At 70.1% G+C, this 24,708-nt stretch carries 25 protein-coding genes and 1 tRNA gene; 13 read left to right on the top strand and 13 right to left on the bottom strand.

Annotation, left to right across the window (positions count from 1 at the left end; translation table 11 throughout):
• Window positions 1-8 precede the first annotated feature (8 nt).
• Genes QWM81_RS08710 through QWM81_RS08700 form a run of 3 tightly spaced genes read right to left on the bottom strand, consistent with a single transcriptional unit; the run spans window position 9 to window position 3,039 of the window.
• The gene (locus QWM81_RS08710; protein WP_290111133.1) at window positions 9-689 is read right to left on the bottom strand and encodes a TrmH family RNA methyltransferase; all 681 of its coding nucleotides are present in this window, start codon (window positions 687-689) and stop codon (window positions 9-11) included.
• Complete coding sequence (locus QWM81_RS08705; RefSeq protein WP_290111131.1) at window positions 686-1,900, bottom strand: HTTM domain-containing protein; 1,215 nt, start codon at window positions 1,898-1,900, stop codon at window positions 686-688. Before QWM81_RS08705 ends, QWM81_RS08710 begins: the two co-directional genes overlap by 4 nt.
• A complete protein-coding gene (locus QWM81_RS08700; protein WP_435372342.1) occupies window positions 1,897-3,039 on the bottom strand; it encodes a DUF5819 family protein in 1,143 nt (380 codons plus the stop codon). Before QWM81_RS08700 ends, QWM81_RS08705 begins: the two co-directional genes overlap by 4 nt.
• A 117-nt stretch (window positions 3,040-3,156) precedes the next feature.
• Here QWM81_RS08700 and paaA point away from each other — a divergent pair, with 117 nt between their 5' ends.
• Genes paaA through QWM81_RS08675 form a run of 5 tightly spaced genes read left to right on the top strand, consistent with a single transcriptional unit; the run spans window position 3,157 to window position 6,681 of the window.
• Window positions 3,157-4,119 carry a 1,2-phenylacetyl-CoA epoxidase subunit PaaA gene (gene paaA / locus QWM81_RS08695; RefSeq protein WP_290111130.1) on the top strand — a complete coding sequence of 321 codons (963 nt, stop codon included), beginning with the start codon at window positions 3,157-3,159 and terminating at the stop codon, window positions 4,117-4,119.
• Complete coding sequence (gene paaB / locus QWM81_RS08690; RefSeq protein ID WP_290111129.1) at window positions 4,116-4,403, top strand: 1,2-phenylacetyl-CoA epoxidase subunit PaaB; 288 nt, start codon at window positions 4,116-4,118, stop codon at window positions 4,401-4,403. The genes paaA and paaB overlap by 4 nt, the downstream gene beginning before the upstream one ends.
• Window positions 4,400-5,119: a 1,2-phenylacetyl-CoA epoxidase subunit PaaC gene (gene paaC, locus QWM81_RS08685; RefSeq protein ID WP_290111128.1), complete on the top strand. Its 720-nt coding sequence runs from the start codon at window positions 4,400-4,402 to the stop codon at window positions 5,117-5,119. The genes paaB and paaC overlap by 4 nt, the downstream gene beginning before the upstream one ends.
• Window positions 5,113-5,619: a 1,2-phenylacetyl-CoA epoxidase subunit PaaD gene (gene paaD / locus QWM81_RS08680; protein ID WP_290111127.1), complete on the top strand. Its 507-nt coding sequence runs from the start codon at window positions 5,113-5,115 to the stop codon at window positions 5,617-5,619. The genes paaC and paaD overlap by 7 nt, the downstream gene beginning before the upstream one ends.
• Window positions 5,620-6,681, top strand: a complete 1,062-nt coding sequence (locus QWM81_RS08675; RefSeq protein WP_290111126.1) for a 2Fe-2S iron-sulfur cluster-binding protein — start codon at window positions 5,620-5,622, stop codon at window positions 6,679-6,681.
• A gap of 174 nt (window positions 6,682-6,855) precedes the next feature.
• Here QWM81_RS08675 and QWM81_RS08670 read toward each other — a convergent pair whose 3' ends face one another.
• The 3 genes from QWM81_RS08670 to QWM81_RS08660 all read right to left on the bottom strand — a co-directional run bounded on the left by QWM81_RS08670 (window position 6,856) and on the right by QWM81_RS08660 (window position 9,687).
• A complete protein-coding gene (locus QWM81_RS08670; RefSeq protein ID WP_290111125.1) occupies window positions 6,856-7,200 on the bottom strand; it encodes a rhodanese-like domain-containing protein in 345 nt (114 codons plus the stop codon).
• Window positions 7,201-7,242: 42 nt separating this feature from the next.
• Window positions 7,243-8,103 (bottom strand): hypothetical protein, encoded by an 861-nt coding sequence (locus QWM81_RS08665; RefSeq protein ID WP_435372344.1) that lies wholly within the window; start codon window positions 8,101-8,103, stop codon window positions 7,243-7,245.
• Window positions 8,104-8,235: 132 nt separating this feature from the next.
• Window positions 8,236-9,687 (bottom strand): DUF2252 domain-containing protein, encoded by a 1,452-nt coding sequence (locus tag QWM81_RS08660; protein ID WP_290111124.1) that lies wholly within the window; start codon window positions 9,685-9,687, stop codon window positions 8,236-8,238.
• Window positions 9,688-9,876: 189 nt separating this feature from the next.
• On the opposite strand from QWM81_RS08660, the gene QWM81_RS08655 reads away from it, so the two are divergent.
• Entirely contained in the window at window positions 9,877-10,302 is a 426-nt protein-coding gene (locus QWM81_RS08655; RefSeq protein WP_290111122.1) for a MarR family winged helix-turn-helix transcriptional regulator, read from the top strand.
• A 270-nt stretch (window positions 10,303-10,572) separates the two neighbouring features.
• On the opposite strand, the gene QWM81_RS08650 is transcribed toward QWM81_RS08655, so the two are convergent.
• Window positions 10,573-10,659: transfer RNA gene (locus tag QWM81_RS08650), tRNA-Leu, on the bottom strand.
• Between the two features lie 631 nt (window positions 10,660-11,290).
• Between QWM81_RS08650 and QWM81_RS08645 the strand changes: the two genes are divergently transcribed.
• The 6 genes from QWM81_RS08645 (at window position 11,291) to pknB (ending at window position 19,394) form a co-directional block, all read left to right on the top strand.
• Entirely contained in the window at window positions 11,291-12,163 is an 873-nt protein-coding gene (locus QWM81_RS08645) for an FHA domain-containing protein (protein WP_290111120.1), read from the top strand.
• Window positions 12,164-12,173: 10 nt separating this feature from the next.
• Window positions 12,174-12,683: an FHA domain-containing protein FhaB/FipA gene (locus tag QWM81_RS08640; RefSeq protein ID WP_290111119.1), complete on the top strand. Its 510-nt coding sequence runs from the start codon at window positions 12,174-12,176 to the stop codon at window positions 12,681-12,683.
• A gap of 138 nt (window positions 12,684-12,821) precedes the next feature.
• Complete coding sequence (locus tag QWM81_RS08635; protein WP_290111118.1) at window positions 12,822-14,312, top strand: Stp1/IreP family PP2C-type Ser/Thr phosphatase; 1,491 nt, start codon at window positions 12,822-12,824, stop codon at window positions 14,310-14,312.
• A gap of 27 nt (window positions 14,313-14,339) precedes the next feature.
• Window positions 14,340-15,770, top strand: a complete 1,431-nt coding sequence (locus QWM81_RS08630; protein ID WP_290111117.1) for an FtsW/RodA/SpoVE family cell cycle protein — start codon at window positions 14,340-14,342, stop codon at window positions 15,768-15,770.
• Entirely contained in the window at window positions 15,767-17,227 is a 1,461-nt protein-coding gene (locus QWM81_RS08625) for a peptidoglycan D,D-transpeptidase FtsI family protein (protein WP_290111116.1), read from the top strand. The genes QWM81_RS08630 and QWM81_RS08625 overlap by 4 nt, the downstream gene beginning before the upstream one ends.
• A gap of 145 nt (window positions 17,228-17,372) precedes the next feature.
• On the top strand, window positions 17,373-19,394 hold the full coding sequence (gene pknB, locus QWM81_RS08620; protein WP_290111115.1) for a Stk1 family PASTA domain-containing Ser/Thr kinase: 2,022 nt from the start codon (window positions 17,373-17,375) through the stop codon (window positions 19,392-19,394).
• Between the two features lie 74 nt (window positions 19,395-19,468).
• Here the strand turns inward: pknB and QWM81_RS08615 are convergent, their stop codons facing one another.
• From QWM81_RS08615 to QWM81_RS08595, 5 genes are all read right to left on the bottom strand, one after another.
• On the bottom strand, window positions 19,469-20,152 hold the full coding sequence (locus tag QWM81_RS08615; RefSeq protein ID WP_290111114.1) for a class E sortase: 684 nt from the start codon (window positions 20,150-20,152) through the stop codon (window positions 19,469-19,471).
• Between the two features lie 24 nt (window positions 20,153-20,176).
• On the bottom strand, window positions 20,177-21,274 hold the full coding sequence (locus QWM81_RS08610; RefSeq protein WP_435372341.1) for a class E sortase: 1,098 nt from the start codon (window positions 21,272-21,274) through the stop codon (window positions 20,177-20,179).
• Window positions 21,271-21,909, bottom strand: a complete 639-nt coding sequence (locus QWM81_RS08605; RefSeq protein ID WP_290111113.1) for an aminodeoxychorismate/anthranilate synthase component II — start codon at window positions 21,907-21,909, stop codon at window positions 21,271-21,273. Before QWM81_RS08605 ends, QWM81_RS08610 begins: the two co-directional genes overlap by 4 nt.
• The gene (locus QWM81_RS08600) at window positions 21,906-22,067 is read right to left on the bottom strand and encodes a hypothetical protein (RefSeq protein ID WP_290111112.1); all 162 of its coding nucleotides are present in this window, start codon (window positions 22,065-22,067) and stop codon (window positions 21,906-21,908) included. The genes QWM81_RS08605 and QWM81_RS08600 overlap by 4 nt, the downstream gene beginning before the upstream one ends.
• A gap of 158 nt (window positions 22,068-22,225) precedes the next feature.
• Window positions 22,226-22,993: a DUF881 domain-containing protein gene (locus QWM81_RS08595; RefSeq protein WP_290111111.1), complete on the bottom strand. Its 768-nt coding sequence runs from the start codon at window positions 22,991-22,993 to the stop codon at window positions 22,226-22,228.
• A 139-nt stretch (window positions 22,994-23,132) separates the two neighbouring features.
• Between QWM81_RS08595 and crgA the strand changes: the two genes are divergently transcribed.
• The gene (gene crgA, locus QWM81_RS08590) at window positions 23,133-23,390 is read left to right on the top strand and encodes a cell division protein CrgA (RefSeq protein WP_290111110.1); all 258 of its coding nucleotides are present in this window, start codon (window positions 23,133-23,135) and stop codon (window positions 23,388-23,390) included.
• Window positions 23,391-23,664: 274 nt separating this feature from the next.
• Here crgA and QWM81_RS08585 read toward each other — a convergent pair whose 3' ends face one another.
• Window positions 23,665-24,528 (bottom strand): rhomboid family intramembrane serine protease, encoded by an 864-nt coding sequence (locus QWM81_RS08585; protein WP_290111109.1) that lies wholly within the window; start codon window positions 24,526-24,528, stop codon window positions 23,665-23,667.
• Between the last annotated feature and the right edge of the window lie 180 nt (window positions 24,529-24,708).

Here is a 24,708-nt window from a genome sequence, read left to right as displayed (position 1 = left end):
CGCTGCGGTCAGGGAGTGGGGCCGGTGATCTCCGCGTACCGCTGCACCCAGGCGTGCATGGCGATCGCCGCGGCGGCACCCGCGTTGATCGAGCGGGTCGAGCCGAACTGGGCGATCGAGCAGACCATCGACGCGTGCGTGCGGGCCTCTTCCGTGAGGCCCGGCCCCTCCTGCCCGAACAGCAGCACACAGCGGCGCGGCAGCTCGGTCCGCTCCAGGGGCACGGCCCCGGGGAGGTTGTCGATCCCGATGATCGGCACCCCCTCGGAGGCCGCCCAGGCGGTCAGCGCCTCGGTGTCCGGGTGGTGGCGCACATGCTGGTACCGGTCGGTGACCATCGCACCGCGCCGGTTCCAGCGTTTGCGGCCCACGATGTGGACCTCCTTGGCCAGGAAGGCGTTGGCGGTCCGTACGACGGAACCGATGTTGAAATCGTGGCCCCAGTTCTCGACGGCGACATGGAAGTCATGGCGCCGGGTGTCCAGGTCGGCGACGATCGCCTCGCGCGTCCAGTACCGGTACCGGTCGACGACATTGCGCCGGTCCCCGCCGGCGAGCAGCTCGGGGTCGTACCGCTCGTCCTCCGGCCACGGCCGGGGGTGCGGGCCGACCCCGATCTCGGGGCCGTATCCGTCGTCGTACTGAAGCGGCTCGTCCACAGGGGCGGCCGTCCGGGTCTCGCTGGTCACCCCACGAGAGTACGGGGGGTCCGGTCCTCGGGGACGGGCCGCTGCTCCGGCACCGTCCCGGTGCGCGGCAGCAGCCGCTCACGGACGCGGCGCACACGGCCACCCAGCCAGACGAGGAAGACCGTCGGCAGGAAGACGGCATCGGCGGCGATCATCGCGAGCGAGAAGAACGGCAGCCCGAGCAGCAGCGCGATGCCCGCGTGCTCCAGCATCATCACCACGAGCAGAACGTTCTTGACCCGCCGGTTGAACAGGGTGAACGGGAAGGCCACCTGCACGATGACCGTGCCGTACGTCAGGAGCATGACCATCACGCCGCTCGCGGCGAGTATGTCCGACAGGGCCGGCCAGGGGGTGAAGTACTCCAGGTTGAGCGGGTAGTACAGCGCGGTGCCGTCCTGCCACCGCGAGCCCTGGACCTTGTACCAGCCGGCGGTGGCGTAGATCAGACATACCTCGGCCATGATCACGACGAGCGTGGCGTTGTGTACGAGGTTGGCGAGGACGTCGAGCAGGACGCGCGGCTGGTCGGGCGCGTACCGGCACACCAGCCACCACAGCCCCTGCGCCGCCCACAGCAGCCACAGCAGCACCAGCAGCCATGTCTCGCCGGTCCTGTCGATGAACAGGGTCGCCGCTACGAGCCCGGGCGCGACCGCCACCCACAGCATCGGCCCGACCACGTCACGCTGGGCGCCGGAGCGCGCCGCACGGCGGGCGTCCAGGGACCAGACCTGGCCGCAGCGGGTCAGGACCAGGTAGATGGCCATCAGGTGGATGACGTTGTCGCCGCCGTCACCCATGAAGATGGAGCGGTTCTGCAGTGACAGCACACCCACCATGAAGAGCACCGACATGGTGCGCGTGCGCCAGCCGACCAGCAGCATGACGCCGGACAGCACGGCGACGGCGTACACGATCTCGAACCAGAGGGTGCTGTCCGACCACATCAGCACCGTGAATGAGTGGTTGTTGGCGATGAGCTGCTGCGCCATGTCCCAGGACCAGGGGCCGTGGGGTCCGTACATCTCATGGCGGTGGGGAAATTCGCGCAGCAGGAAGAGCAGCCAGGCGGCAGCGAACCCGATGCGTACGACGGCGGCCTGGTACGGGCCGAGGGCCGTGGCGGTGACGCGCTGGATGGCGCGGGCGAGCCGGCGGTCGACGGGCTCGGCGACGGGGGAGTCGGGGGTGCGTGCCGTCGGGTTCACTTCGCCGCCTCCGTACGGCCGCCGCTGACGCCGATGGGCAGGTCCGCGGCGGTCACGGTCCACCAGGGAAGCACGCGGTAATAGGGCCGGGTATCGGTCTTCTCGTCGCTCCAGGCAGGAGCCTGGACGCCCTGGGTGGCGGAGCGCAGCTGTATCCGCTCGATCTTCCCGCCGAACCGGTGCTCTTCGAGCCGGAGCATGGCGATGCGGCGGATGTAGAGCTCCGAGAGCCGGCCGCGCAGCCCGTTGGGGCGGTTGTCGTCGGTGTGCGAGTTCACGTAGAAGTCCCAGCCGCGGCGCAGTTCGTTCTGGTTCACGTGGCTGGGGAGGGGGTTGCCACGGATCGCTTCGGCGTCGTCGGCCGAGAGGTCGATCCAGCCGGTGGTCCGGCGCGCGCCATCGGCGCCGACGACTTGGGCGCGGACGTGGACGGCGATGTTCTGCTGGAGCGGGTTGGGCGCGAAGAGCTTCCAGTTCTGCTCGAACTCGGGGAAGACCCAGTCGTCCACCGCCTTGCCGTGCTGCTTGGTCAGCGTGTTCGAGGGCGCGACGTGCAGAAACACCATGGCGAGGTGGACACAGGCGAGGACCCCGACGACGGCGAGCGAGACGGCGGCCACGACCTGGTACGGCAGCGACAGCGCGGCTATGCCGCCGCGGCCGGACCCCCCAGCGGCCCCGGAGGCCTCGGAACCCTCGGCCGAGTCGGCCGACTCGGAGGCCTCGGACGCCTCGGACGACTCGGACGCCTCGGACGGGGGCGAGACCGGGGCCCCCGGCAGCGCTCGGTCGGCCCCCTCACCGCGCGCCGAACCCCACGCGGCCGCAGCACGCCGCCGGGGGACGGAACCGGACGCGGGGGCGGACGCCGGGTTGGTGCCGGACCCGGGCGCGGGCGCGGAGGCGGGCGCCGAGGCCGGACCGGGCCCCGGCTTGACGTCCGCACCGGGCTCCGGCTTGACGTCTGCACCGGGCTCCGAGGCCGGCGACGTCACCCGATTGGCGTCACGGCCGACTGCGGGCCCTGGGACGGTGGCCGGCGGGGTGGCGGCCAGAGGATTCGCCGGGCCCGTGGCGGCGGCTTCCGTGTCGCTGGGGCGCTCGGCGCGCCCGCCGCCCTCCCTGTCGTACGAGTCCATCCCGCCCCGTTCCCGTCCCCATTGATCCACCGGAGTTATCCACAGGGTTGACACCATACGGGCCGCCGACTCACCATTGAAGTCATTCAACCGAACGATCGGTCGGTAGGGGGCCCGATGACGGCAGTGACTGCGGAAACGCAGGAGGCCAATGAGGCGTACGAGGCGGCGTTCGACGCGGCCGTCGCCGCCGACGAGCGGATCGAGCCGCGCGACTGGATGCCTGAGGCGTACCGCGCCACGCTCGTCCGGCAGATCGCCCAGCACGCCCACTCCGAGATCATCGGCATGCAGCCCGAGGCGAACTGGATCACCCGCGCGCCCTCGCTGCGCCGCAAGGCGATCCTGATGGCCAAGGTGCAGGACGAGGCGGGGCACGGGCTGTATCTCTACAGCGCCGCCGAAACCCTCGGCACCGGCCGTGACGAGCTGCTCGACAAGCTCCACACCGGCCGCCAGAAGTACTCGTCGATCTTCAACTACCCCACGCTCACCTGGGCCGACGTCGGCGCCATCGGCTGGCTCGTGGACGGCGCCGCGATCACCAACCAAGTGCCGCTGTGCCGCTGCTCCTACGGTCCGTACGCCCGCGCGATGGTCCGCATCTGCAAGGAGGAGTCCTTCCACCAGCGCCAGGGGTACGAGTCGCTGCTCGCCCTCTCGCGCGGCACACCCGAGCAGCACGCGATGGCCCAGGACGCGGTGAACCGCTGGTGGTGGCCGTCGCTGATGATGTTCGGCCCGCCGGACGACGAGTCGGCGCACTCGGCGCAGTCCATGGCCTGGAAGATCAAGCGGCACTCCAATGACGAGCTGCGTCAGCGCTTCGTCGACATATGCGTCCCGCAGGCGGAGACCCTGGGCCTCACCCTCCCCGACCCGGACCTGCGGTGGAACGAGGAACGCGGGCACTACGACTTCGGCCCGATCGACTGGACCGAGTTCTGGGAGGTCCTCAAGGGCAACGGTCCCTGCAACGAACAACGCATCACCCAGCGCCGGCGCGCACATGAAGAAGGCGCCTGGGTCAGGGAGGCCGCGGCGGCGTACGCGGCCAAGCACGGGGAGGCGACGGCATGACGAGCAGCGACTGGCCGCTGTGGGAGGTGTTCGTGCGCTCGCGGCGCGGGCTGTCCCACACGCACGCGGGAAGCCTGCACGCACCGGACGCCCAGATGGCACTGCGCAACGCCCGTGACCTCTACACGCGGCGCAACGAGGGCGTCTCCATCTGGGTGGTGCCGTCCGTCGCCGTCACCGCCTCGTCGCCCGACGAGCGGGACCCGTTCTTCGAGTCGGCCGCCGACAAGCCCTACCGGCACCCGACCTTCTACGAGATCCCGGAGGGGGTGCAGCACCTGTGACATCCACGGTGAACGCCGCGGCACTGGCCCTCGGCGACGACGCGCTGGTGCTGTCGCACCGGCTGGGCGAGTGGGCAGGCCACGCGCCTGTCCTGGAGGAGGAGGTCGCGCTCGCCAACATCGCGCTCGACCTGCTCGGCCAGGCCCGGGTGCTGCTGTCCATGGTCGGCGACGAGGACGAGCTGGCCTATCTGCGCGAGGAGCGGGCCTTCCGCAACGTCCAGCTGGTGGAGCAGCCGAACGGCGACTTCGCCCACACCATCGCCCGCCAGCTGTACTTCTCCACCTATCAGCGGCTGCTGTACGGACGGCTGGCGGCCACGGGCGACGGTGACTTCGCGGGGCTGGCGGCGAAGGCCGTCAAGGAGGTCGCCTACCACCAGGACCACGCCGAGCAGTGGACGCTGCGGCTCGGTGACGGCACGGCCGAGAGCCATGAGCGGATGCGGCGGGCCTGCGCCGCGCTGTGGCGGTTCACCGGCGAGCTGTTCCAGCCGGTGGAGGGCCTGGACGTCGACTGGCGGGAACTGGAGGCCGACTGGCTGGCGTCGGTGACGGCGGTCCTGGAGCGGGCGACGATCACCGTGCCGGACGGCCCGCGGACCGGCGCGTGGAGCGCGGGTGCGGGACGGCAGGGCCTGCACACCGAGTCGTTCGGCCGGATGCTCGCCGAGATGCAGCATCTGCACCGCAGCCACCCGGGGGCGACATGGTGACCGGGGCGACGGCCATGACGCCGCTCGAGGAGGAGCTGAGCCGGCTGGCCGGCTCGGTCCCCGACCCCGAGCTGCCCGTACTGACGCTGGAGGAGCTCGGTGTGCTGCGCGGTGTGCACGTCCTCTCTTCCGGCCGCGTGGAGGTGGAGCTGACCCCCACGTACACCGGATGCCCCGCCATCGAGGCCATGTCCTCGGACATCGAGCGGGTGCTGCGCGAGCACGGCGTCGCCGAGGTATCGGTCGTCACGGTCCTCTCCCCTGCCTGGTCGACCGACGACATCAGCGCGGAAGGGCGCCGCAAGCTCGCCGAGTTCGGCATAGCGCCGCCCCGCCCGCAGGGCGGCACGGGGCCGGTGCCGGTCACGCTGGCCATTCGCTGCCCGCGCTGCGGCTCGACCGACACCGAGCTGCTGAGCCGGTTCTCCTCCACCGCCTGCAAGGCGCTGCGCCGCTGCACCTCTTGCCGTGAACCGTTCGACCACTTCAAGGAGTTGTAGATGTTCCATCCGCTCCGGGTGAGCGAGGTCGAGCGGCTCACGGACGACTCGGTCGCCGTCACCTTCGCGGTGCCGCCCGACCTGCACGCCGCCTTCCGCCACACCCCCGGTCAGCACCTCACTCTGCGCCGGACCACGACGGACGGCGAAGAGATCCGGCGTACGTACTCGATCTGCTCCCCCGCCACCCCCGAGGGCGAGGCGCCGGTGCTGCGGGTGGGCATCCGGCTGGTGGAGGGCGGCGAGTTCTCGACGTACGCGCTCAAGGAGCTCGCGGTCGGCGACACCGTCGAGGTCATGGAGCCGATGGGCCGCTTTGTGCTGGCGCCGCGCGCCGGGCACTTCGCGGCGATCGTGGGCGGCAGTGGGGTCACCCCCGTGCTGTCGATCGCCTCGACGCTGCTCGCCCGGGAACCGGAGTCCCGGTTCTGTCTGATACGCAGCGACCGCACCGCGGCCTCCACGATGTTCCTGGACGAGGTCGCCGATCTGAAGGACCGCTTCCCCGACCGCTTCCAGCTGGTCACCGTGCTGTCCCGGGAGGAGCAGCAGGCCGGGCTGCCGTCCGGCCGGCTCGACCAGGCACGGCTGACCGGACTGCTGCCCCAGCTGCTTCCGGTCGACGAGGTGGACGGGTGGTATCTGTGCGGGCCCTTCGGGCTGGTGCGGGGTGCCGAACGTGCGCTGCGCGGGCTCGGTGTGGAGCGCAACCGTATCCACCAGGAGATCTTCCACGTGGACGACGGCTCGGCGGCCGCCGCCGTCCGCGCGGCCGCGGTGCCCGCCCACGCCACGCTCACCGCGACGCTGGACGGCCGGTCCGGCACCTGGCCGGTGCGGGAGGCGGAATCACTGCTGGAGACAGTGCTGCGCGCCCGCGCGGATGCCCCCTACGCGTGCAAGGGCGGCGTCTGCGGGACCTGCCGTGCGTTCCTGGTCCGCGGCGAGGTCCGGATGGACCGCAACTACGCCCTGGAGAGCGAGGAGACGGACGCGGGGTACGTCCTGGCGTGCCAATCGCACCCGGTGACACCGGAAGTGGAGCTGGACTTCGACCGCTGACGATCCGTCAGCGGGTGGCAGGTCGCTGTGGACGGCACACGGCGCACGGCGGAGGGCCGTGCGTTGCTCGCCCTGGGGCCACGCGTCCGGAGGGGGCCGGGCCGTCCCCACAAGTAACTCACCCTCGCCGAAGCACTCGCCGAGGGTGAGGCAGCCTCTGGGCTGAGCGGGCCGTTACAGGACGACAGCCGGGCTGCCGTTGTCGGTGACCATGGGCCGTCCGGCGCCTTCCCAGGCGAGCATGCCGCCGTCCACGTTCACCGCGTCGATGCCCTGCTGCACCAGGTACTGGGTCACCTGCGCCGACCGGCCGCCGACCCGGCACATCACATAGGCGGTCCGTCCGCCCGAGACCGCCTCGGTCACCTCACCGAACCGCGCCACGAAGTCGCTCATCGGCACGTGCAGCGCGCCCTCGACATGCCCGGCCGCCCACTCGTCGTCCTCGCGGACGTCCAGCACCAGTCCGTCCGCCGGCACCGACGCGGCGTCCACCGTGGGCAGCGGTGCGAAGTTCATGGGTCAGGCCTTCTCTCGTCCGTAGGAGGTTCACTTCCGAACCTACTGCACCAGCGCGGCCAGCTCCGCCTCACGCTCGGCGACCTGAGCGAGCAGCTGCTCGGCGATCTCGTCCAGCAGCCGGTCCGGATCGTCCGGCGCCATCCGCAGCATCGCGCCGATCGCGCTCTCCTCCAGCTCGCGCGCCACCACGGTGAGCAGTTCCTTGCGCTGCGCCAGCCATTCCAGCCGGGCGTAGAGCTCCTCGCTCGCACTCCGCTCGGGAGCCGCCGGCGCCGGCCCGGCCGCCCACTCCTCGGACAGCTCGCGCAGCAGCGCCTCGTCCCCTCGCCCGTACGCGGCGTTGACCCGCGTGATGAACTCCTCGCGCCGCTTCCGCTCCGTCTCCTCCCGCGCGAGGTCCGGGTGCGCCTTACGGGCCAGCTCGCGGTAGAGCTTGCGCGCCTCATCGCTCGGCCGGACCCGCTTGGGCGGCTGCACCGGCCGGTCGGTGAGCATCGCGGCGGCCTCGGCGGACAGGCCGTCGGAGTCGATCCAGTCGTCGAAGAGCTCCTCGACGCCCGGCATGGGCATCACCAGCGCCCGCGCCTCGCGGGCCCTGCGGACATCCTCCGGATCGCCGGTCCGGGCAGCCCTCGCCTCCGCGATCAGCGCGTCGAGCTCGTCCAGCCGCGAGTACATCGGGCCGAGCTTCTGGTGGTGCAGCCGGGAGAAGTTCTCCACCTCCACCCGGAAGGTCTCGACGGCGATCTCGAACTCGATCAGTGCCTGTTCCGCCGCGAGCACCGCCCGCTCCAGCCGCGCCTCGGGCCGCTCACCCTGCGCGTTCCCACCGGCCGCAGCACCGGCCGCATCGGCGGCACCCGCCGCACCGGCGGGAGCCTCGGCGGCGTCGTCCGGCACGTCGGAGGCAGCGTGGGCGGAACTGGCGCCCGGGTCACCGGTCACGTATCCGTTCCCGCCGGTCACGCCATCGGTCACGTCGTCGCTGGGGGTCGTCACCCGACCAGCGTACGGGCGTCGGGCCCTCCCCTGTCACACGCCCAGCTCGGCGGCTATGCGCCCGCTCCTGACCGCCGCGACCAGATCCGCGTGATCCGCTTCCGTCCGGTCCGCGTACGCCACGGCGAACCGCGCCACCGCCTCGTCCAGCTCATCGCCCTTGCCGCAGTACCCGGCGATCAGCCTGGGATCGGCGCTGTGGGCGTGGGCCCGCGCCAGCAGCGCCCCGGTCATCCGCCCGTAGTCGTCGATCTGGTCGGCCGAGAGCGCCGCCGGGTCCACGCTGCCCTTGCGGTTGCGGAACTGCCGCACTTGATACGGCCTGCCCTCGACCGTCGTCCAGCCCAGCAGGCTGTCGCTGACGACCTGCATGCGCTTCTGCCCCGAGACCACACGCCGCCCCTCGTGCGCCACCTCCGCCACAGGGAAGCCCACGCGCGGCAGGTACGGCACCAGCGCCGAGGGCCGCGCCTCCTTGACCTGCAACACGAGCGGCTCGCTCCGGTGATCGAGCAGCAGCACCACATACGAACGCGTCCCCACGCTGCCGGTGCCCACCACCCGGAACGCCACGTCCTGGATCGCGTACCGCGCGAGCAGCGGAAGCCGGTCCTCCGGCAGCGTTTCCGTGTACGCGCCGAGCGAGGCGGCGACCGCCGCGGCCTCGGCGTCCGGCACCCGGCGCAGCACCGGCGGAGCGTCCACGAACCGCCGTCCGCCGCACGGGCACTCCTCCGTGGCCTTGGCGGCGAACCGGGCACTGGTGTTGTTCCGCGCCTTCTCCGAGACCCGCTCCAGCGTGCCGACCAGATCCCGGGCGTCCGTGTGCGAGACCAGTTCCTCGTCGGCGATGGCGTTCCACGCGTCCAGCACCGGCATCCTGGCGAGCAGCCGCATGGTCCGCCGGTAGGCGCCCACCGTGCCGAAGGCCGCGGCCCGGCACACGTCCTCGTCCGCGCCCGCCTCCCGCCCGGCGAGCACCAGTGAGGTCGCGAGCCGCTTGACGTCCCACTCCCAGGGGCCGACCACGGTCTCGTCGAAGTCGTTCAGGTCGATGACGAGCCCACCGCGCGCGTCGCCGTACAGCCCGAAGTTGGCCGCGTGCGCGTCGCCGCATATCTGCGCGCCCACCCCCGTGACCGGCGTACCCGCCAGGTCGTGCGCCATCAGCCCCGCCGCACCGCGCAGGAACGCGAACGGCGTGGCGGCCATCCTGCCCACCCGTATCGGCGCCAGCGCGGCCACCCGGCCCCGGCTCGACTCCTCCACCGCCCGCACGGCGTCCGGCCGCCCCGCCGCGAGCTCCAGCCGCCCGTGCGACGACCGGGGCACACGCCCTCGCAACGCCTTGCCGCGCTCCTTGGGGGACGCCTCGGCGGAGCCCGCCGCCCCACGGTCCACGACGGCGAACCCGGGCACGACCGGTATGCGCCCGCTACCGCACGTCCCGCGCTGCGCCGGCACCGCCGTCCGGATCTCACCCATGAGCCCCCCATTCCCCGCCACACCGATGGCCGCCGGCGAGCAGCCGTCAACCGCCCCTGACGGTACCTCCGCAGCCCGCCACCCGTCCCGGCCTGTGGATAACCGACCCCTGTGGATAACCGACCGCGACATGACCCGGCGCACCCGCGGTACCCGTACCGGCGACGACACGACGGAGGTGACCCACACATGCCAGGCGGACGCGAGGAGTCGGTCGACACCATTCAGCGCGAGCTGACGGCCTTCGCCCGCCGCGCCCGCGCGGCGGCCGCGCGGCTCCACCCCGAGCTGTCGTTCGTCTCGTACGCCCTGCTGTCGCACATCGACGAGCGGCACGGCTGCCGGGCCACGGACCTCGCGACCCACTACATGCTCGACAAGTCGACCGTCAGCCGCCAGGTCGCCGCCCTCGAAAAGCTGGGCCTGGTCGAGCGCCGCCCCGACCCGGCGGACCACCGCGTCCACGTACTGCACCCCACGGAGGCCGGCACCCGCGCCCTGTCCGCCACCCACGCCAGCCGCCGCGCCGCCTACCAGGAGCGCCTCGCCGACTGGTCCACCGAGGACCTCGCCCGCTTCGCCGCCTACCTCCTGCGCTACAACCGCAACACCTGACACACCGCGGTCGGGGCTGGACCGACCGGCGGCGATGGTGCTCCGGCTCAATGTTCCCCTGGGGTCGCGCCACGCCCTGACATCGCGTCACTCGCCTGAGGCAGGCAGCCCGGCCGATGTGGCGGCCACCGGGCAACACGCGCCGCCGCTCCCTGAGAGCTTCCTCACACAGTGGGGCCGGACCCGGCCCCAGAAGGACCCCCGAAGGACACGGAAGGACACGGACACAGAAGAACGGGTGGCATCGTGATCGATGCCACCCGTTCTCGGTGGTGCGCGAGGGGGGAGTTGAACCCCCACGCCCTTTCGGGCACTGGAACCTGAATCCAGCGCGTCTGCCTATTCCGCCACCCGCGCATTGGGTGTTGCCGCTTGGTTTCCCTCACCGTTTCCGGTGGGAGCCCCTGGCGACATCTGAAGATTAGCACGCCGCCGGAGGTGGATTCACATCCGTTTGTTTCGGGGATCCGGAGGCGAACGAAGGGGGGAGAAGGGGAAGGAGGGGGGAGCCCCAGGAAGGCGGGGAGGCGCCCGAGGAAGGCGGAAGGAGGGGAGGAGGTGTCGGCCGCCATGGACCGGACACACGACGCACACGCCACCCACCCCGCCCGCAGACCACCCGCCACCCCGCCCGGCACCCCGCGTTCCCCCACCCCCACCAACCACCCGACACCCCGTACACCCCACCCGCCACCCCGCCCGGCAACCCCCGCTCACCCCACCCCCACCAACCCCCCCGGCACCCCCGCTCACCCACCCCCACCAACCACCCGCCCACCCCCTCAACCGGAACAGGGAACGGACTCGCGTCGTACCCACTCCTCCAAGGTGCGCCTCTGGTGCGGGACACTGTCTGGAGGGCGGCTCTACGATCCCTGTGAGAGGTGACACTCGTCCACAGGGCAGAGAAGGGGAACCAGCCGATTTCCCGACGCGTGGATACGATCAGTAAGCAGTACCAGGACGGCAACGACGGAGGAGGTGCCCCATGGGAGTCCTGAAGCGTTTCGAGCAGCGTCTCGAAGGTCTGGTCAACGGCACCTTCGCCAAGGTTTTCAAGTCCGAGGTCCAGCCCGTCGAGATCGCGGGTGCCCTTCAGCGCGAGTGCGACAACAACGCCTCGATCTGGAACCGCGACCGTACGGTCGTCCCCAATGACTTCATCGTGGAGCTGAGCGCGCCGGACCACGAGCGCCTCAGCCCCTACTCGGGCCAGCTCGGCGACGAGCTCGCGGGCCTGGTCCGCGACTACGCCAAGCAGCAGCGGTACACGTTCATGGGCCCCATCAAGGTCCACCTGGAAAAGGCGGACGACCTCGACACGGGGTTGTACCGGGTGCGCAGCCGCACGCTCGCGTCGAGTACGTCACAGTCCGCGGAGCCGTCCCAGGGCCCGGCCGGCCTCGGTGCGGCGGGCCGCCCCGGCGGCTATGGCTACCCTCCCCCCGCGTACGGGGCGGGCACCCCCGGCGGCGTCCCTCCGATGCCGGCGGCCCCGCCGCCCGGTATGGCGCCCGGCACGAACCGTCCGCCCGCAGCGAGCCGGCCACCGGCCGCCGCGGGCCCCCTGTCCGGCGCCCAGGTGCGCCGCTGGATCGAGATCAACGGCACCCGCCACCAGATCTCCCGCCCGACGCTGGTGCTGGGCCGCAGCACCGAAGCCGACGTGCGGATCGACGACCCCGGCGTATCACGCCGCCACTGCGAGATCCGGACCGGAACGCCCTCGACGATCCAGGATCTGGGGTCCACCAACGGCATCGTGGTGGACGGGCAGCACACCACCCGCGCTACGCTCCGCGACGGCTCGCGGATCGTCGTGGGCAGTACCACCATCGTTTACCGGCAAGCCGAAGGGTGAAGCGGGGGCAATGTCAGAGCTGACCCTCACGGTCATGCGGTTGGGTTTCCTCGCCGTACTGTGGCTGTTCGTCATCGTGGCCGTACAGGTCATCCGCAGCGACCTCTTCGGTACGCGCGTCACGCAGCGCGGTTCGCGCCGCGACGCCGCACGGCCGCAGCAGGTCGCCCGGCAGACCGCCGCGCCACCGCAGCAGCGCCAGCAGTCCGGCCGTCAGCGCCGCGGGGCACCGACCAAACTGGTCGTCACCGAGGGCACCCTCACGGGCACCACGGTCGCCCTCCAGGGCCAGACGATCACCCTGGGCCGCGCGCACGACTCCACGATCGTGCTGGACGACGACTACGCCTCCAGCAGGCATGCCAGGATCTACCCGGACCGTGACGGCCAGTGGATCGTCGAGGATCTCGGGTCCACCAACGGCACGTATCTCGACCGGACCCGACTCACCACCCCGACACCGATTCCGCTGGGCGCGCCGATCCGCATCGGCAAGACCGTCATCGAGCTGCGGAAGTAGTACGACAATGAGCGAGCGGAGCGAGCGAGCCGCAGCGGTGCCCTCAGGTGACCGGCACAGGCTCCCGACCGGAGGGTGGGCAGTGTGGCTCGAGACCGGCTGTACCCGGAGGCGTCGGAGTCGACAGGGCAGGTGCGCATGAGTCTGTCACTGCGTTTCGCCGCCGGATCGCACAAGGGCATGATCCGCGAGGGCAACGAGGACTCCGGATACGCCGGTCCCCGCCTGCTCGCGATCGCCGACGGCATGGGAGGCCAGGCCGCCGGTGAGGTGGCCTCCTCCGAGGTGATCTCCACGCTCGTCACGCTCGACGACGACGTACCCGGCTCCGACCTGCTCACCTCGCTCGGTACGGCGGTCCAGCGCGCCAACGACCAGCTGCGGATGATGGTCGAGGAGGACCCGCAGCTCGAAGGCATGGGGACCACCCTGACCGCGCTGCTGTGGACGGGCCAGCGACTGGGCCTGGTCCACGTCGGCGACTCCCGCGCGTACCTGCTGCGCGACGGCGTACTGACGCAGATCACCCAGGACCACACCTGGGTGCAGCGGCTGGTCGACGAGGGCCGCATCACCGAGGAAGAGGCCACCACCCACCCGCAGCGCTCGCTCCTCATGCGCGCGCTGGGCAGCGGCGACCACGTCGAGCCGGACCTGTCCATCCGTGAGGTCCGGGCCGGCGACCGGTATCTGATCTGCTCCGACGGCCTGTCCGGCGTCGTCTCCCACCAGACGATGGAGGAGACCCTCGCCAGCTACCACGGCCCCCAGGAGACCGTCCAGGAGCTGATCCAGCTCGCGCTGCGCGGCGGCGGCCCCGACAACATCACCGTGATCGTCGCGGACGTCCTCGACGTCGACGGCGGCGACACCCTGGCCGGGCAGCTCAGCGACACCCCCGTCATCGTGGGCGCGGTCGCCGAGAACCAGACGCAGCTGAACGACGGCGGCGCCATGGAGACCCCCGCGGGGCGCGCCGCCGGTCTCGGCCGGCAGGCACCGCGGCCGCCCGGCGGCGGCTTCGGCCCGCCCGGCAGCGGCGACGACCTCGGGTACGGCGGGATGCCGCCGCAGGGCGGCTTCGGGGCGTACAGCGACGAGGACTTCACCAAGCCCCGTACCGGCCGCACATGGCTGAAGAGATCCTTCTTCATCGTCCTCGCCCTGGCCGTGGTGGGCGGCGCGCTCTACGGCGGTTACCGCTGGACGCAGACGCAGTACTACGTCGGCCCCAAGGACGAGCACGTCGCCCTCTACCGCGGCATCAGCCAGAAGCTGGCGTGGGTCTCGCTCTCGGAGGTGGAGAAGGACCACCCCGAGATCGAACTCAAGTACCTCCCCGACTACCAGCGCAAGCAGGTCGAGGAGACCATCGCCGGCGGCAGCCTCGGCAAGGCCCAGGACAAGATCGACGAGCTGGCCGCCCAGGCGTCCGCCTGCAAGAAGCAGGAGGAGCGCCGCCAGGCGGCCGACCGCGCGAGCGCACCGCCTCCTGCCGACAGCCAGGCCGCCGGTCCCCCCGGCACCCCGACCGAACCCACGCCCACCGCCACCGCAGCCGCTCCCACTCCGGGCCCCACCCTCTCGGAGGAGGAGCAGAAGCTGGCCTCGAACTGCGGCAAGCAGTAAGCACCCGTAGGGGGGCCTTTCACCACCATGAGCGTTGTCACCAACACGACCACCATCGGCGCGATCGATCTGCCGAGCCGCCGCAACACCGAGCTGGCGCTGCTCGGCTTCGCCGTCGCCATCCCGGTCTTCGCCTACCTCAATGTCGGCCTCGCCCTCGACGGCGAGGTCCCGGCGGGCATGCTGGGCTACGGCATCGGGCTGGGCCTGCTGGCCGGCATCGCGCACCTGCTGGTGCGGAGGTTCGCGAAGTACGCCGACCCGATCCTGCTGCCGCTGGCAACGCTGCTCAACGGCCTGGGACTGGTGCTGATCTGGCGCCTGGACCAGTCGCCGCGCATCATCTCCCGGTACGCCACCTTCAGCCCCGACGCGCCCAAGCAGCTGATGTACTCGGCGATCGGCGTCGCGCTGTTCCTGCTGGTGCTGATCTTCCTGAAGGACCACCGCGTCCTTCAGCGGTACACATACATCTCCATGGTGGCGGCGATCATCCTGCTGCTGCTTCCCCTGGTCCCGGGTCTCGGCTCGGACGTCTTCGGCGCCAAGATCTGGATCAAGGTCGGTCCGTTCTCCATCCAGCCCGGTGAGTTCGCCAAGATCGTCATCGCGGTGTTCTTCTCGGGTTACCTGATGGTCAAGCGGGACGCCCTCGCCCTGGCCAGCCGCCGCTTCATGGGGCTCTACCTGCCCCGGGGCCGTGACCTCGGCCCGATCCTCACCATCTGGGCCGTCAGCCTGCTCATCCTGGTCTTCGAGAACGACCTCGGTACGTCGCTGCTGTTCTTCGGCATGTTCGTGATCATGCTGTACGTGGCCACCGAGCGGACCAGCTGGATCATCATGGGTCTGCTGATGGCCGTGGGCGGCGCGGTCGTCGTCGGCTCGTTCGCCACCCACGTCCAGTCCCGCGTCGCCGCGTGGCTCGACCCCTTCGGGTGTCTCAAGACGGCCCCCGAGGGCTCCAACATGGCCGCCGCCTGTGACCAGATGTCCCAGGTGCTGATGTCCTTCGGCTCCGGCGGCACCCTCGGCACCGGTCTGGGCCAGGGCAATTCCGACCTGATCGGCTTCGCCGCCAACTCCGACTTCATCTTCGCGACCGTCGGCGAGGAGCTCGGGCTGGCCGGTGTCATGGCCTTCCTGCTCCTGTACGGCCTGATCGTCGAGCGGGGCATCCGCACCGCGCTCGCCGCCCGCGACCCGTTCGGCAAGCTGCTGGCGACCGGCCTGTCCGGGGCCTTCGCCCTCCAGATCTTCGTCGTCGCCGGCGGCGTCATGGGCCTCATCCCGCTGACCGGTATGACCATGCCGTTCCTCGCGTACGGCGGTTCCTCCGTGATCGCCAACTGGGCGCTGATCGCCATCCTGCTCCGGATCAGCGACACCGCCCGCCGTCCCGCGCCGGCTCCCGCCCCGTCCCCCGACGCCGAGATGACCCAGGTGGTCCGACCGTGAACAAGCCCCTGCGCCATATCGCGATCTTCTGCGGCCTGCTGGTGCTGGCCCTGCTGATCAGGGACAACTGGATCCAGTACGTCCGCGCCGGCGAGCTCAGCTCGCACGAGCGCAACAAGCGGGTCACGATCGAGCGGTACGCCAATGTGCGCGGCAACATCATCGTCGACGGCAAGCCGATCACCGGCTCCGTCGACTCCAAGGACCCGTACTACAAGTACAAGCGCACCTACGTCGACGGCCCGATGTGGGCGCCGGTGACGGGTTACGCCTCGCAGGCGTTCGACGCCAACCAGCTGGAGAAGCTCCACGACGGCATCCTCACCGGCAACGACGACCGGCTCTTCTTCGACCGCACCCTGTCGATGTTCACCGGCGAGAAGAAGAAGGGCGGTGACGTGATCACCACCCTCAGCGGTGCCGCGCAGAAGGCCGCCTTCGAGAAGCTCGGCGACAAGAAGGGCGCCGTCGCCGCCATCGAGCCGTCGACCGGCAAGATCCTCGCGCTGGCGTCGACCCCTTCGTACGACCCGTCTTCCTTCGCCGGCTACCACGACAAGGACGCCAAGGCCTGGCAGGCGCTGGAGAAGGACAAGGACAAGCCGAAGCTGAACCGCGCGCTGCGCGAGATCTACCCGCCCGGCTCCACGTTCAAGGTGCTCACCGCCGCCGCCGCGCTGGAGTACGGCAAGGTCACCGACATCAACGCGCCGACCGATACGCCCGAGCCGTACATCCTGCCCCACACCCGCACACCCATGGTCAACCATGCCCCGGGCTGCGAGAACGCCACCCTGAACCGGGCGCTGGAGGTGTCCTGCAACTCGGTCTTCGCCAAGCTCGGTGACGAGGTCGGCCGCGACAACATGGTGAAGATGGCCGAGAAGTTCGGTTTCAACAACGCCGAGATCGACACCCCGGTCCGCGCCTCCATGTCGGTCTACGACCGCGACATGGACCGTCCGCAGAACGCGCTGTCCTCCATCGGCCAGTACAACACCGCCACCACCCCCCTCCAGATGGCCATGGTCGCCGCGGCCATCGCCAACGACGGCAAGCTGATGAAGCCGTACATGGTGGAGGAGCTGCGCTCGCCGGACCTCGACGTGCTGGAGAAGCACGAGCCGGAGGAGATGAGCCGCCCGATGTCCCCGGAGACGGCGCAGCTGGTGCAGCAGATGATGGAGAACGTCGTCGAGAAAGGCACCGGCGGCAAGGCCAGGATCGACGGCGTGAAAGTCGGCGGCAAGACCGGTACGGCTCAGCACGGCGAGCTGAACAAGGCCCGCCCCTACGCCTGGTTCATCTCGTACGCCAAGACCGACAGCGGCTCCCCGGTCGCCGTCGCCGTGGTCGTCGAGGACTCCGACGCCACCCGTGACGACATCAGCGGTGGCGGCCTGGCCGGACCGATCGCACGCGATGTGATGAAGGCGGTACTCGACAGCAAGAAGTGACGGCCGTGGCTGTGTACCGGTCGCGTATCAGGTGGCGGTCGCGGTCTGATCGGCTTCCCGTGGCCGGTAGCGTATGCCCGAACAGCACACCGCCGGACCACACAGAGGGGTGCGGTCGGGACTGACGGAGAGGGCTGGAACAGTTATGGAAGAGCCGCGTCGCCTCGGCGGCCGGTACGAGCTGGGCTCGGTGCTCGGCCGCGGTGGCATGGCGGAGGTCTACCTCGCGCACGACACCCGGCTCGGCCGCACCGTCGCCGTGAAGACGCTGCGGGCCGACCTCGCCCGCGACCCGTCCTTCCAGGCCCGGTTCCGCCGTGAGGCCCAGTCGGCCGCCTCGCTCAACCACCCGGCGATCGTCGCGGTCTACGACACCGGCGAGGACTACGTCGACAACATCTCCATCCCGTACATCGTGATGGAGTACGTCGACGGGTCCACCCTGCGTGAGCTGCTGCACTCCGGGCGCAAGCTGCTGCCCGAGCGGACGCTGGAGATGACCGTCGGCATCCTCCAGGCGCTGGAGTACTCGCACCGGGCGGGCATCGTCCACCGCGACATCAAGCCGGCGAACGTCATGTTGACGCGCACCGGTCAGGTCAAGGTCATGGACTTCGGCATCGCGCGTGCCATGGGCGACGCGGGCATGACCATGACGCAGACGGCGGCCGTGATCGGCACCGCCCAGTACCTCTCCCCGGAGCAGGCCAAGGGCGAGCAGGTCGACGCCCGCTCCGACCTGTACTCCACCGGCTGCCTGCTGTACGAGCTCCTCACCGTCCGTCCCCCCTTCGTCGGCGACTCCCCGGTGGCCGTGGCCTATCAGCACGTACGGGAAGAGCCGCAGCCGCCCAGCAACTTCGACCCCGAGATCACGCCCGAGATGGACGCGATCGTCCTGAAGGCGCTGGTCAAGGACCCGGACTACCGCTACCAGTCGGCCGACGAGATGCGTGCCGACATCGAGGCGTGCCTCGACGGCCAGCCGGTCGCCGCGACGGCGGCGATGAGCGCGGCCGGGTACGGGGGGTACGCCCCGGACGACCAGCCGACCACCGCGATGCACCAGGCGTCCCCGGCCGGGCAGACGTCGATGCTGCCGCCGATGAACCCGGACGACGGCGGGTACGGCTACGACGACCGTCCGGACCGCCGCCGGCAGAAGAAGTCGAACATCTCGACGATCCTGCTGATCCTGGCGGGCATCCTGGTGCTGGTCGGGGCCATCCTGATCGGCAAGTCGGTCTTCGGCGCCAACGACGACCCCCCGGCCACGGTCGACGTACCGAAGCTGGTCGGCAAGAACATGGCCGAGGCCAAGGACATCGCCAAGGAACTCGGCGTGCTGGTCGCGCAGGCCGGCACGGAGCGGTGCGACCAGCCGAAGAACACCATCTGCAGCCAGACTCCCGAGTCCGGGACGATGAAGGAGGGCGAGACCGTCTCGGTCAAGGTCTCCGAGGGTGCTCCGAAGGTCGAGGTGCCCAATGTGATGGAGCAGTCCGAGGAGACGGCGACGGCGTCCCTGAAGGACAAGGGCTTCGAGGTCAAGGTCGAGTACAAGGAGTCCGACAAGGACCCCGGCGAGGTCATCGAGCAGAACCCGTCGGCCGGCACCGAGGCCGAGAAGGGCACCGAGGTCACCATCACGGTGTCCAAGCAGGAGCAGCAGACCGTGGCGCCGGTCGTCGGTTCGCAGTTCGACGCCGCCAAGCAGCAGCTGGAGACGCTCGAATTCAAGGTCACCAGGGTCGACGTCGACTCGGACCAGCCCGCCGGCACCGTCATCGAGCAGAACCCGGCAGGCAACTCCAAGGCCCCCAAGGGCAGCGAGGTCACCCTGAAGGTCTCCAAGGGCCCGCAGCAGCAGGTGCCGGTGCCCAACCTGTTCGGCCAGCCCCTCGGCCAGGCCAAGCAGCTGCTCGCCCAGTCCGGTCTCCAGCTCGGCAACGTCGACGGCCCGAACGACGACAATGCCCGCGTCATCGAGCAGGACCCGGCGGCCAACACCCCGGTGCAGCCGAACCAGCCGGTCAATGTGAAGACCTTCGGCGGCAACGGCGGCGGTGGCGACGGGAACGGCAACGGCAACAACGGCGACGGTGACAACGACGGCGGCTTCTTCGGCGGCCCGTCCGGGATCGCCTTCCGCCAGGAGAACGACTGACCGGACCCAGGACCGTACGTACGGCAAAGGCCCCGGCGCCCTGTGAGGGTGCCGGGGCCTTTGCCTGTGGTGGCCTACTGAGCGGCGAGCTCGGCCGGGGGCGTGCGCTCGGCGTCGACCTTCTCCATGCGCTCCAGCTCGCCCCACACGATGAAGCGGTAGTCCGAGGTGTACATCGGCGTGCAGGTCGTCAGCGTGATGTAACGGCCCGGCTTGGTCCTGCCGGATTCCTTCGGGACCGGCTTGAGGACGTCCACGTTGTACTTCGACGTCTCCGGCAGCGTCTTGTAGACCTTGTAGACGTACCAGGTGTCCTTGGTCTCGAAGACGATCGCGTCGCCGTTCTTCAGCTTGTGGATGTTGTGGAACTTCGCCCCGTGCCCGTCGCGGTGCGCGGCCAGCGTGAAGTTGCCCTGCTTGTCGGCGGGGAGCGCGGACTTGACCGGCTCGGTGTAGTAGCCGGCGACGCCGTTGTTGAGGGTCGCGGGGTCGGTGCCCTTCTTGACCAGCACCTCGCCGTTCTTCATCGCCGGTACGTGGAGGAAGCCGATGCCGTCCTTGGTGTCGAGGGCTCCCGGGCCGGACGCCGCCCAGTGGTCGCGCACCTCGTTGCCCTGTTTGTCGGCCTCGCGGTCGGCCAGGACGTTGGTCCACCACAGCGAGTAGACGACGAAGAGGCCCATGAGCACCCCAGCGGTGATCAACAGCTCGCCGAAGACACTGATGACGCCGGCGATCCGGCTGCGCGCACGTGCCACTACATCTGTCCCGTCTGGAAGTCGCTAGCCTACGAGCGCGTCCGGTTTCCCCTTGCTGCGCGGGCGTTCGTCGACCATCTTGCCCCACACGATCATGCGATAGGTACTGGTGAACTCGGGCGTGCAGGTCGTCAGGGTGATGTACCTGCCCGGCCTGGTGAAACCGGAGCCCTCCGGCACCGGCTGGATCACCGAGACGTTCGAGGGCGGGGTCTGCTCCAGGATGCTCGCCATCTCGTACGTGTAGTACGCGTCCTGTGTCTCGACGACGATCGGGTCGCCCGGCTGAAGCTGGTTGATGTAGCGGAACGGCTCCCCGTGGGTGTTGCGGTGGCCGGCGACCGCGAAGTTGCCCTGCTTGTCGGAGGGCATCGCCGTCTTGAGCTGCCCCTCCGCGTAGTGGCCGACCATGCCGCGGTCGAGGACCTTCGACTTGTCGATGCCCTCGGCGATCGGTACGACGACGTCCAGCTTGGGGATGTACATGATCGCGAAGCCCTGGCCGGGCTCGAACGCGCCCGGCTTGCGGCCCTCCGCCCAGGCGTCCTCGATGCCCTGCTTCGCCTTGTCGGCCTCCAGGCCGGCCTGGACGTTGGTCCACCACAGCTGGTACGTGACGAAGAGCAGCATCACGACGCCGAAGGTGATGAAGAGCTCGCCGACGACACGGCTGGCGACGACGCCGACGCTGTCCTTGCGGGCCCGGGCGGCGCGCCGGGCCTCGACGCGCGTGAGCGGCCTGCCGGGGCCGGGGGACGCCGCCGGCTGCGGGGTGGCGGGTGCGGTTCCGCGGCGACGGCCGCGCGCCTTGGCGGCCTTGCGACGCTCGGCCCGGCCGCCGGTCGGCCGCTCGGGTGCGGGTGCGGGTGCGGGTGCGCTTATTCGGGGGGTGACGTCCTCGGTGCGCAGCGCCATCGTCTCGTCGGCGGGTGCGTACGCGTAGCCGGGTCCGTACGCGTTGCCTTCTCCGTACGCGTTGCCGGGTCCGGGTCCGTACGCGTTGCCTTGTCCGTACTCCTGGGCAGGCGCTTTTGGCTCCGGCGGGTCGGTCGCCCGGAACCAGGGCGAACCCTGCTCGCCCTCCCCCGCCCCCGCGTCGTGCTCCGGGCGCACGGCGGTCACGCGACGGCCTTGCCCACCACCGGCGCGAGGCCTGCCGACCGGCCTACCGCTCCGGTGTCGCCGCACTGCTCCAGCCAGTTGGCGAGCATCAGGTGCCCGTGCTCGGTGAGCACCGACTCGGGGTGGAACTGCACGCCCTCCACGGCGAAGTCACGGTGGCGCAGCCCCATGATGATGCCGTCCTCGGTGCGCGCGGTGACCTCCAGCACGTCCGGAAGGTCCGCCGGCTCGGCGGCCAGCGAGTGGTAGCGGGTCGCGGTGAACGGCGACGGCAGTCCGGTGAAGACGCCCCGCCCCTCGTGCACGACCGGTGAGGTCTTGCCGTGCAGCAGCTCGGGGGCGCGGTCCACGACACCGCCGTACGCCACCGCCATCGACTGCATGCCCAGGCACACGCCGAAGACCGGGACGCCGGTGTCGGCGCAGTGCCGCACCATGTCGACGCAGACCCCGGCCTCCTCGGGCGTACCCGGACCGGGCGAGAGCAGGACGCCGTCGAAGCCGTCCTGGGCGTGGCTCAGCTCGACCTGGTCGTTGCGCCGGACCTCGCACTCGGCACCGAGCTGGTACAGGTACTGGACCAGGTTGAAGACGAAGCTGTCGTAGTTGTCAACGACGAGGATGCGTGCGCTCACTGACCGTCCACCGTCACATCGTTGAACGGAAGCAGAGGTTCCGCCCAGGGGAACACGTACTGGAAGAGCACATAGACCACCGCGAGGACCAGCACGAGCGAGATGAGTGCCCGCATCCACGCGTTGCCCGGCAGATGCCGCCAGATCCAGCCGTACATGACGTCTGCTGGTCCTTCCGTCGTCCCTCGAATGCCCTTCGATACCGCACCAGAGTACGGGGCGACGCACCCGCGGTGGGTCAGCTGTGGAAAGCCGGGGGCTTGCCCTGCGTCACAGCGCGCGTGGCGGCCGGCAGAGGCGGTCCCCCGCCGTCGCGCTAGCCGACGGGCTCCGCGTAGTGGAGGTCCACTGTGCCGGAGTAACCCGGCAGCGTCAGCGCGTCGTGCTCGTGGACTTTCCAGCCGAGCCCGTACGCCTTCACGTACAGCAGGTAGTTCTGGATCGCGGTCGAGTCGTTCAGCGCCCGCTGGAGCTTCCCGGTGTCACCGACGGCGGTGATCTTGTACGGCGGCGAGTAGACGCGGCCCTGGAGGATCAGGGTGTTGCCGACGCAGCGGACCGCGCTGGTGGAGATCAGCCGCTGGTCCATGACCCGGATGCCCTTGGCGCCACCCTTCCACAGGGCGTTGACGACGGCCTGGAGGTCTTGCTGGTGAATGACCAGGTCATTGGCCTGCGGTTCGGGGTAGCCGGGGGCGGCCCTGGCGTCGGGCGGGGCGTCGTTGAGGGTGACGGTCAGGCCCTGGCCGGCGACCTTCGTGGTGCCGGCGGCCTTCTCCAGGGCGCCGAGCTTGGCGTCCTCGGCCTTGGTGGAGCCGTCGTCGCGGCGGGCGAGGGCGTCGACCTGGTCGCGTACGGCCGCGGTGGACTCATCGAGCAGGCCGTTTCTGTGGCTGCGCTCTCGGATGAGGTCGGAGAGCTTCAGCAGCGAGGCGTCCGTACGGATGTTGGTGCCCCTGGCGGTGTTGAAGCTGGTGACGAAGATCAGGCCGGCGAGGGCGAAGACGGCAGCGGTGAGCAACCGGACGGGCCGCCAGTTCCTGCGCCCGGCCGGCTCCGGGGGAGAGTCGGCTGAATTGCTCAACGTACCCTTATCTCCTTCAGCGCCGCGGAAGCACTACGCTAACGGACGCCCGGGTGAGGCAGTGGTCCCCCTCGTCTCAGCCCGGCGCCAGCCACAGTTCCCTGCGCGGTAACGCAGCGCATCGACAGGAGAGTCCCTCGTGCCGAAGTCACGTATCCGCAAGAAGGCCGACTTCACGCCGCCGCCGGCCGCGAAGCAGGCGACCAGCATCAAGCTGACCAACCGCAGTTGGGTCGCTCCGGTGATGCTGGCCCTCTTCGCCATCGGACTCGCCTGGATCGTCGTCTTCTACGTCACCGACGGCTCCCTGCCCATCCAGTCGCTCTCGAACTGGAACATCGTGGTCGGCTTCGGCTTCATCGCCGGCGGCTTCGGCGTCTCCACACAGTGGAAGTAGGCAGGTGAGGCGGGGCAGGCGGCGGTGAACGCCGTCAAGCCCTGCCCTGAGTTATCCACAGAGTTGTGCACAAGGCCGTGGAAAGGTCAGACGATCTGTGGATAACTCGCATCGGGTTGACGCCGATGTGACTGCGCCCGGCCCCGTGCCGTGAGGCGGAACGCCCCTCACCCTTCCTGGAAAAGCCCAGGTCAGAGGCGATGGGCACAGGTGTTCCACACTTCATGCGCAAGATCGGACACGTGCTGTGGACAATGTTGGGGACAATCGTCGCTCAGCTGAGCGTGACCGTCCTCAGAACCACAGTCAACAGGGACAGTCCGAGCATCAGACCACAGGCCGCCCACTGCACCAGCGCCCGCCGCTCGCGCGGCCCGTTGACCATCGCGTACGAGATGATCAGGCCGGCGATCAGCCCGCCGATGTGCGCCTGCCAGGCGATGTTCTGCCAGCCGAAGGTGATCACCAGGTTGACCACGACCAGCGCCATCACGGGCCGCATGTCGCGGTTGAGCCTGCGTACGAGGACGACGGTGGCGCCCAGCAGTCCGTAGATGGCACCCGACGCACCGAGCGAGCCCTGGTTCTCCGGGGCGAGCAGGTAGGTGAAGGCGCTGCCGGCCAGCCCGGAGACCAGGTAGAGCGTCAGATAGCGCAGCCGGCCGAGCTCCGCCTCCAGGGCGCCGCCGAGCAGCCACAGCAGCAGCATGTTCCCGGCGATGTGCCCGATCCGCTCGTGCAGGAACATCGAGGTCACCAGGCGGTACCACTCACCGTCCACCACTCCGACGACCCGGCCGAGGTCGGGATCGAAGGCGAGCCCGATCAGCTTCATCTCGTCGATGAGACGCGGATTGAGCATCCCGAGGAGGAAGACGAGCAGGTTCATGCCGATGAGGATGGTGGTCACCAGGTGCGGGTCACCGGCCGTGATCCTGCCGCCGGCGATCGTCCGCGGCTGATTGGCGGTGCGCGAGTGACCGGTGCCGGATCCCCCGCGTACACACTCCGGGCACTGGAAGCCGACCGACGCGTCCACCATGCAGTCGGTGCAGATCGGCCGCTCGCAGCGCGTGCAGCGCACACCCGTCTCCACGCCGGGATGGCGATAGCAGCCCGGCACCTGCGCCTGCTCCATGGGGATCCCCTCGTTGTGCTGCGCGCGATCTGCGCGTCCGTACGTATGACGCCCCGTCCATCCTTACGGACGGACGGGGCGGAATGGTTCCCCTGTGGATAACGGGAGGGCAAGGCGGAAGGCCGGGGGTTGGAAGCCGGGTGCCGGAAGCCGGGTGTCGGAAGCCGGGTGTCGGAAGCC

The organism is Streptomyces ficellus (genome assembly GCF_030406405.1).
GTDB classification, from domain to species: Bacteria; Actinomycetota; Actinomycetes; order Streptomycetales; family Streptomycetaceae; genus Streptomyces; species Streptomyces ficellus_B.
This window is presented reverse-complemented; position numbering and strand designations above follow the sequence as displayed.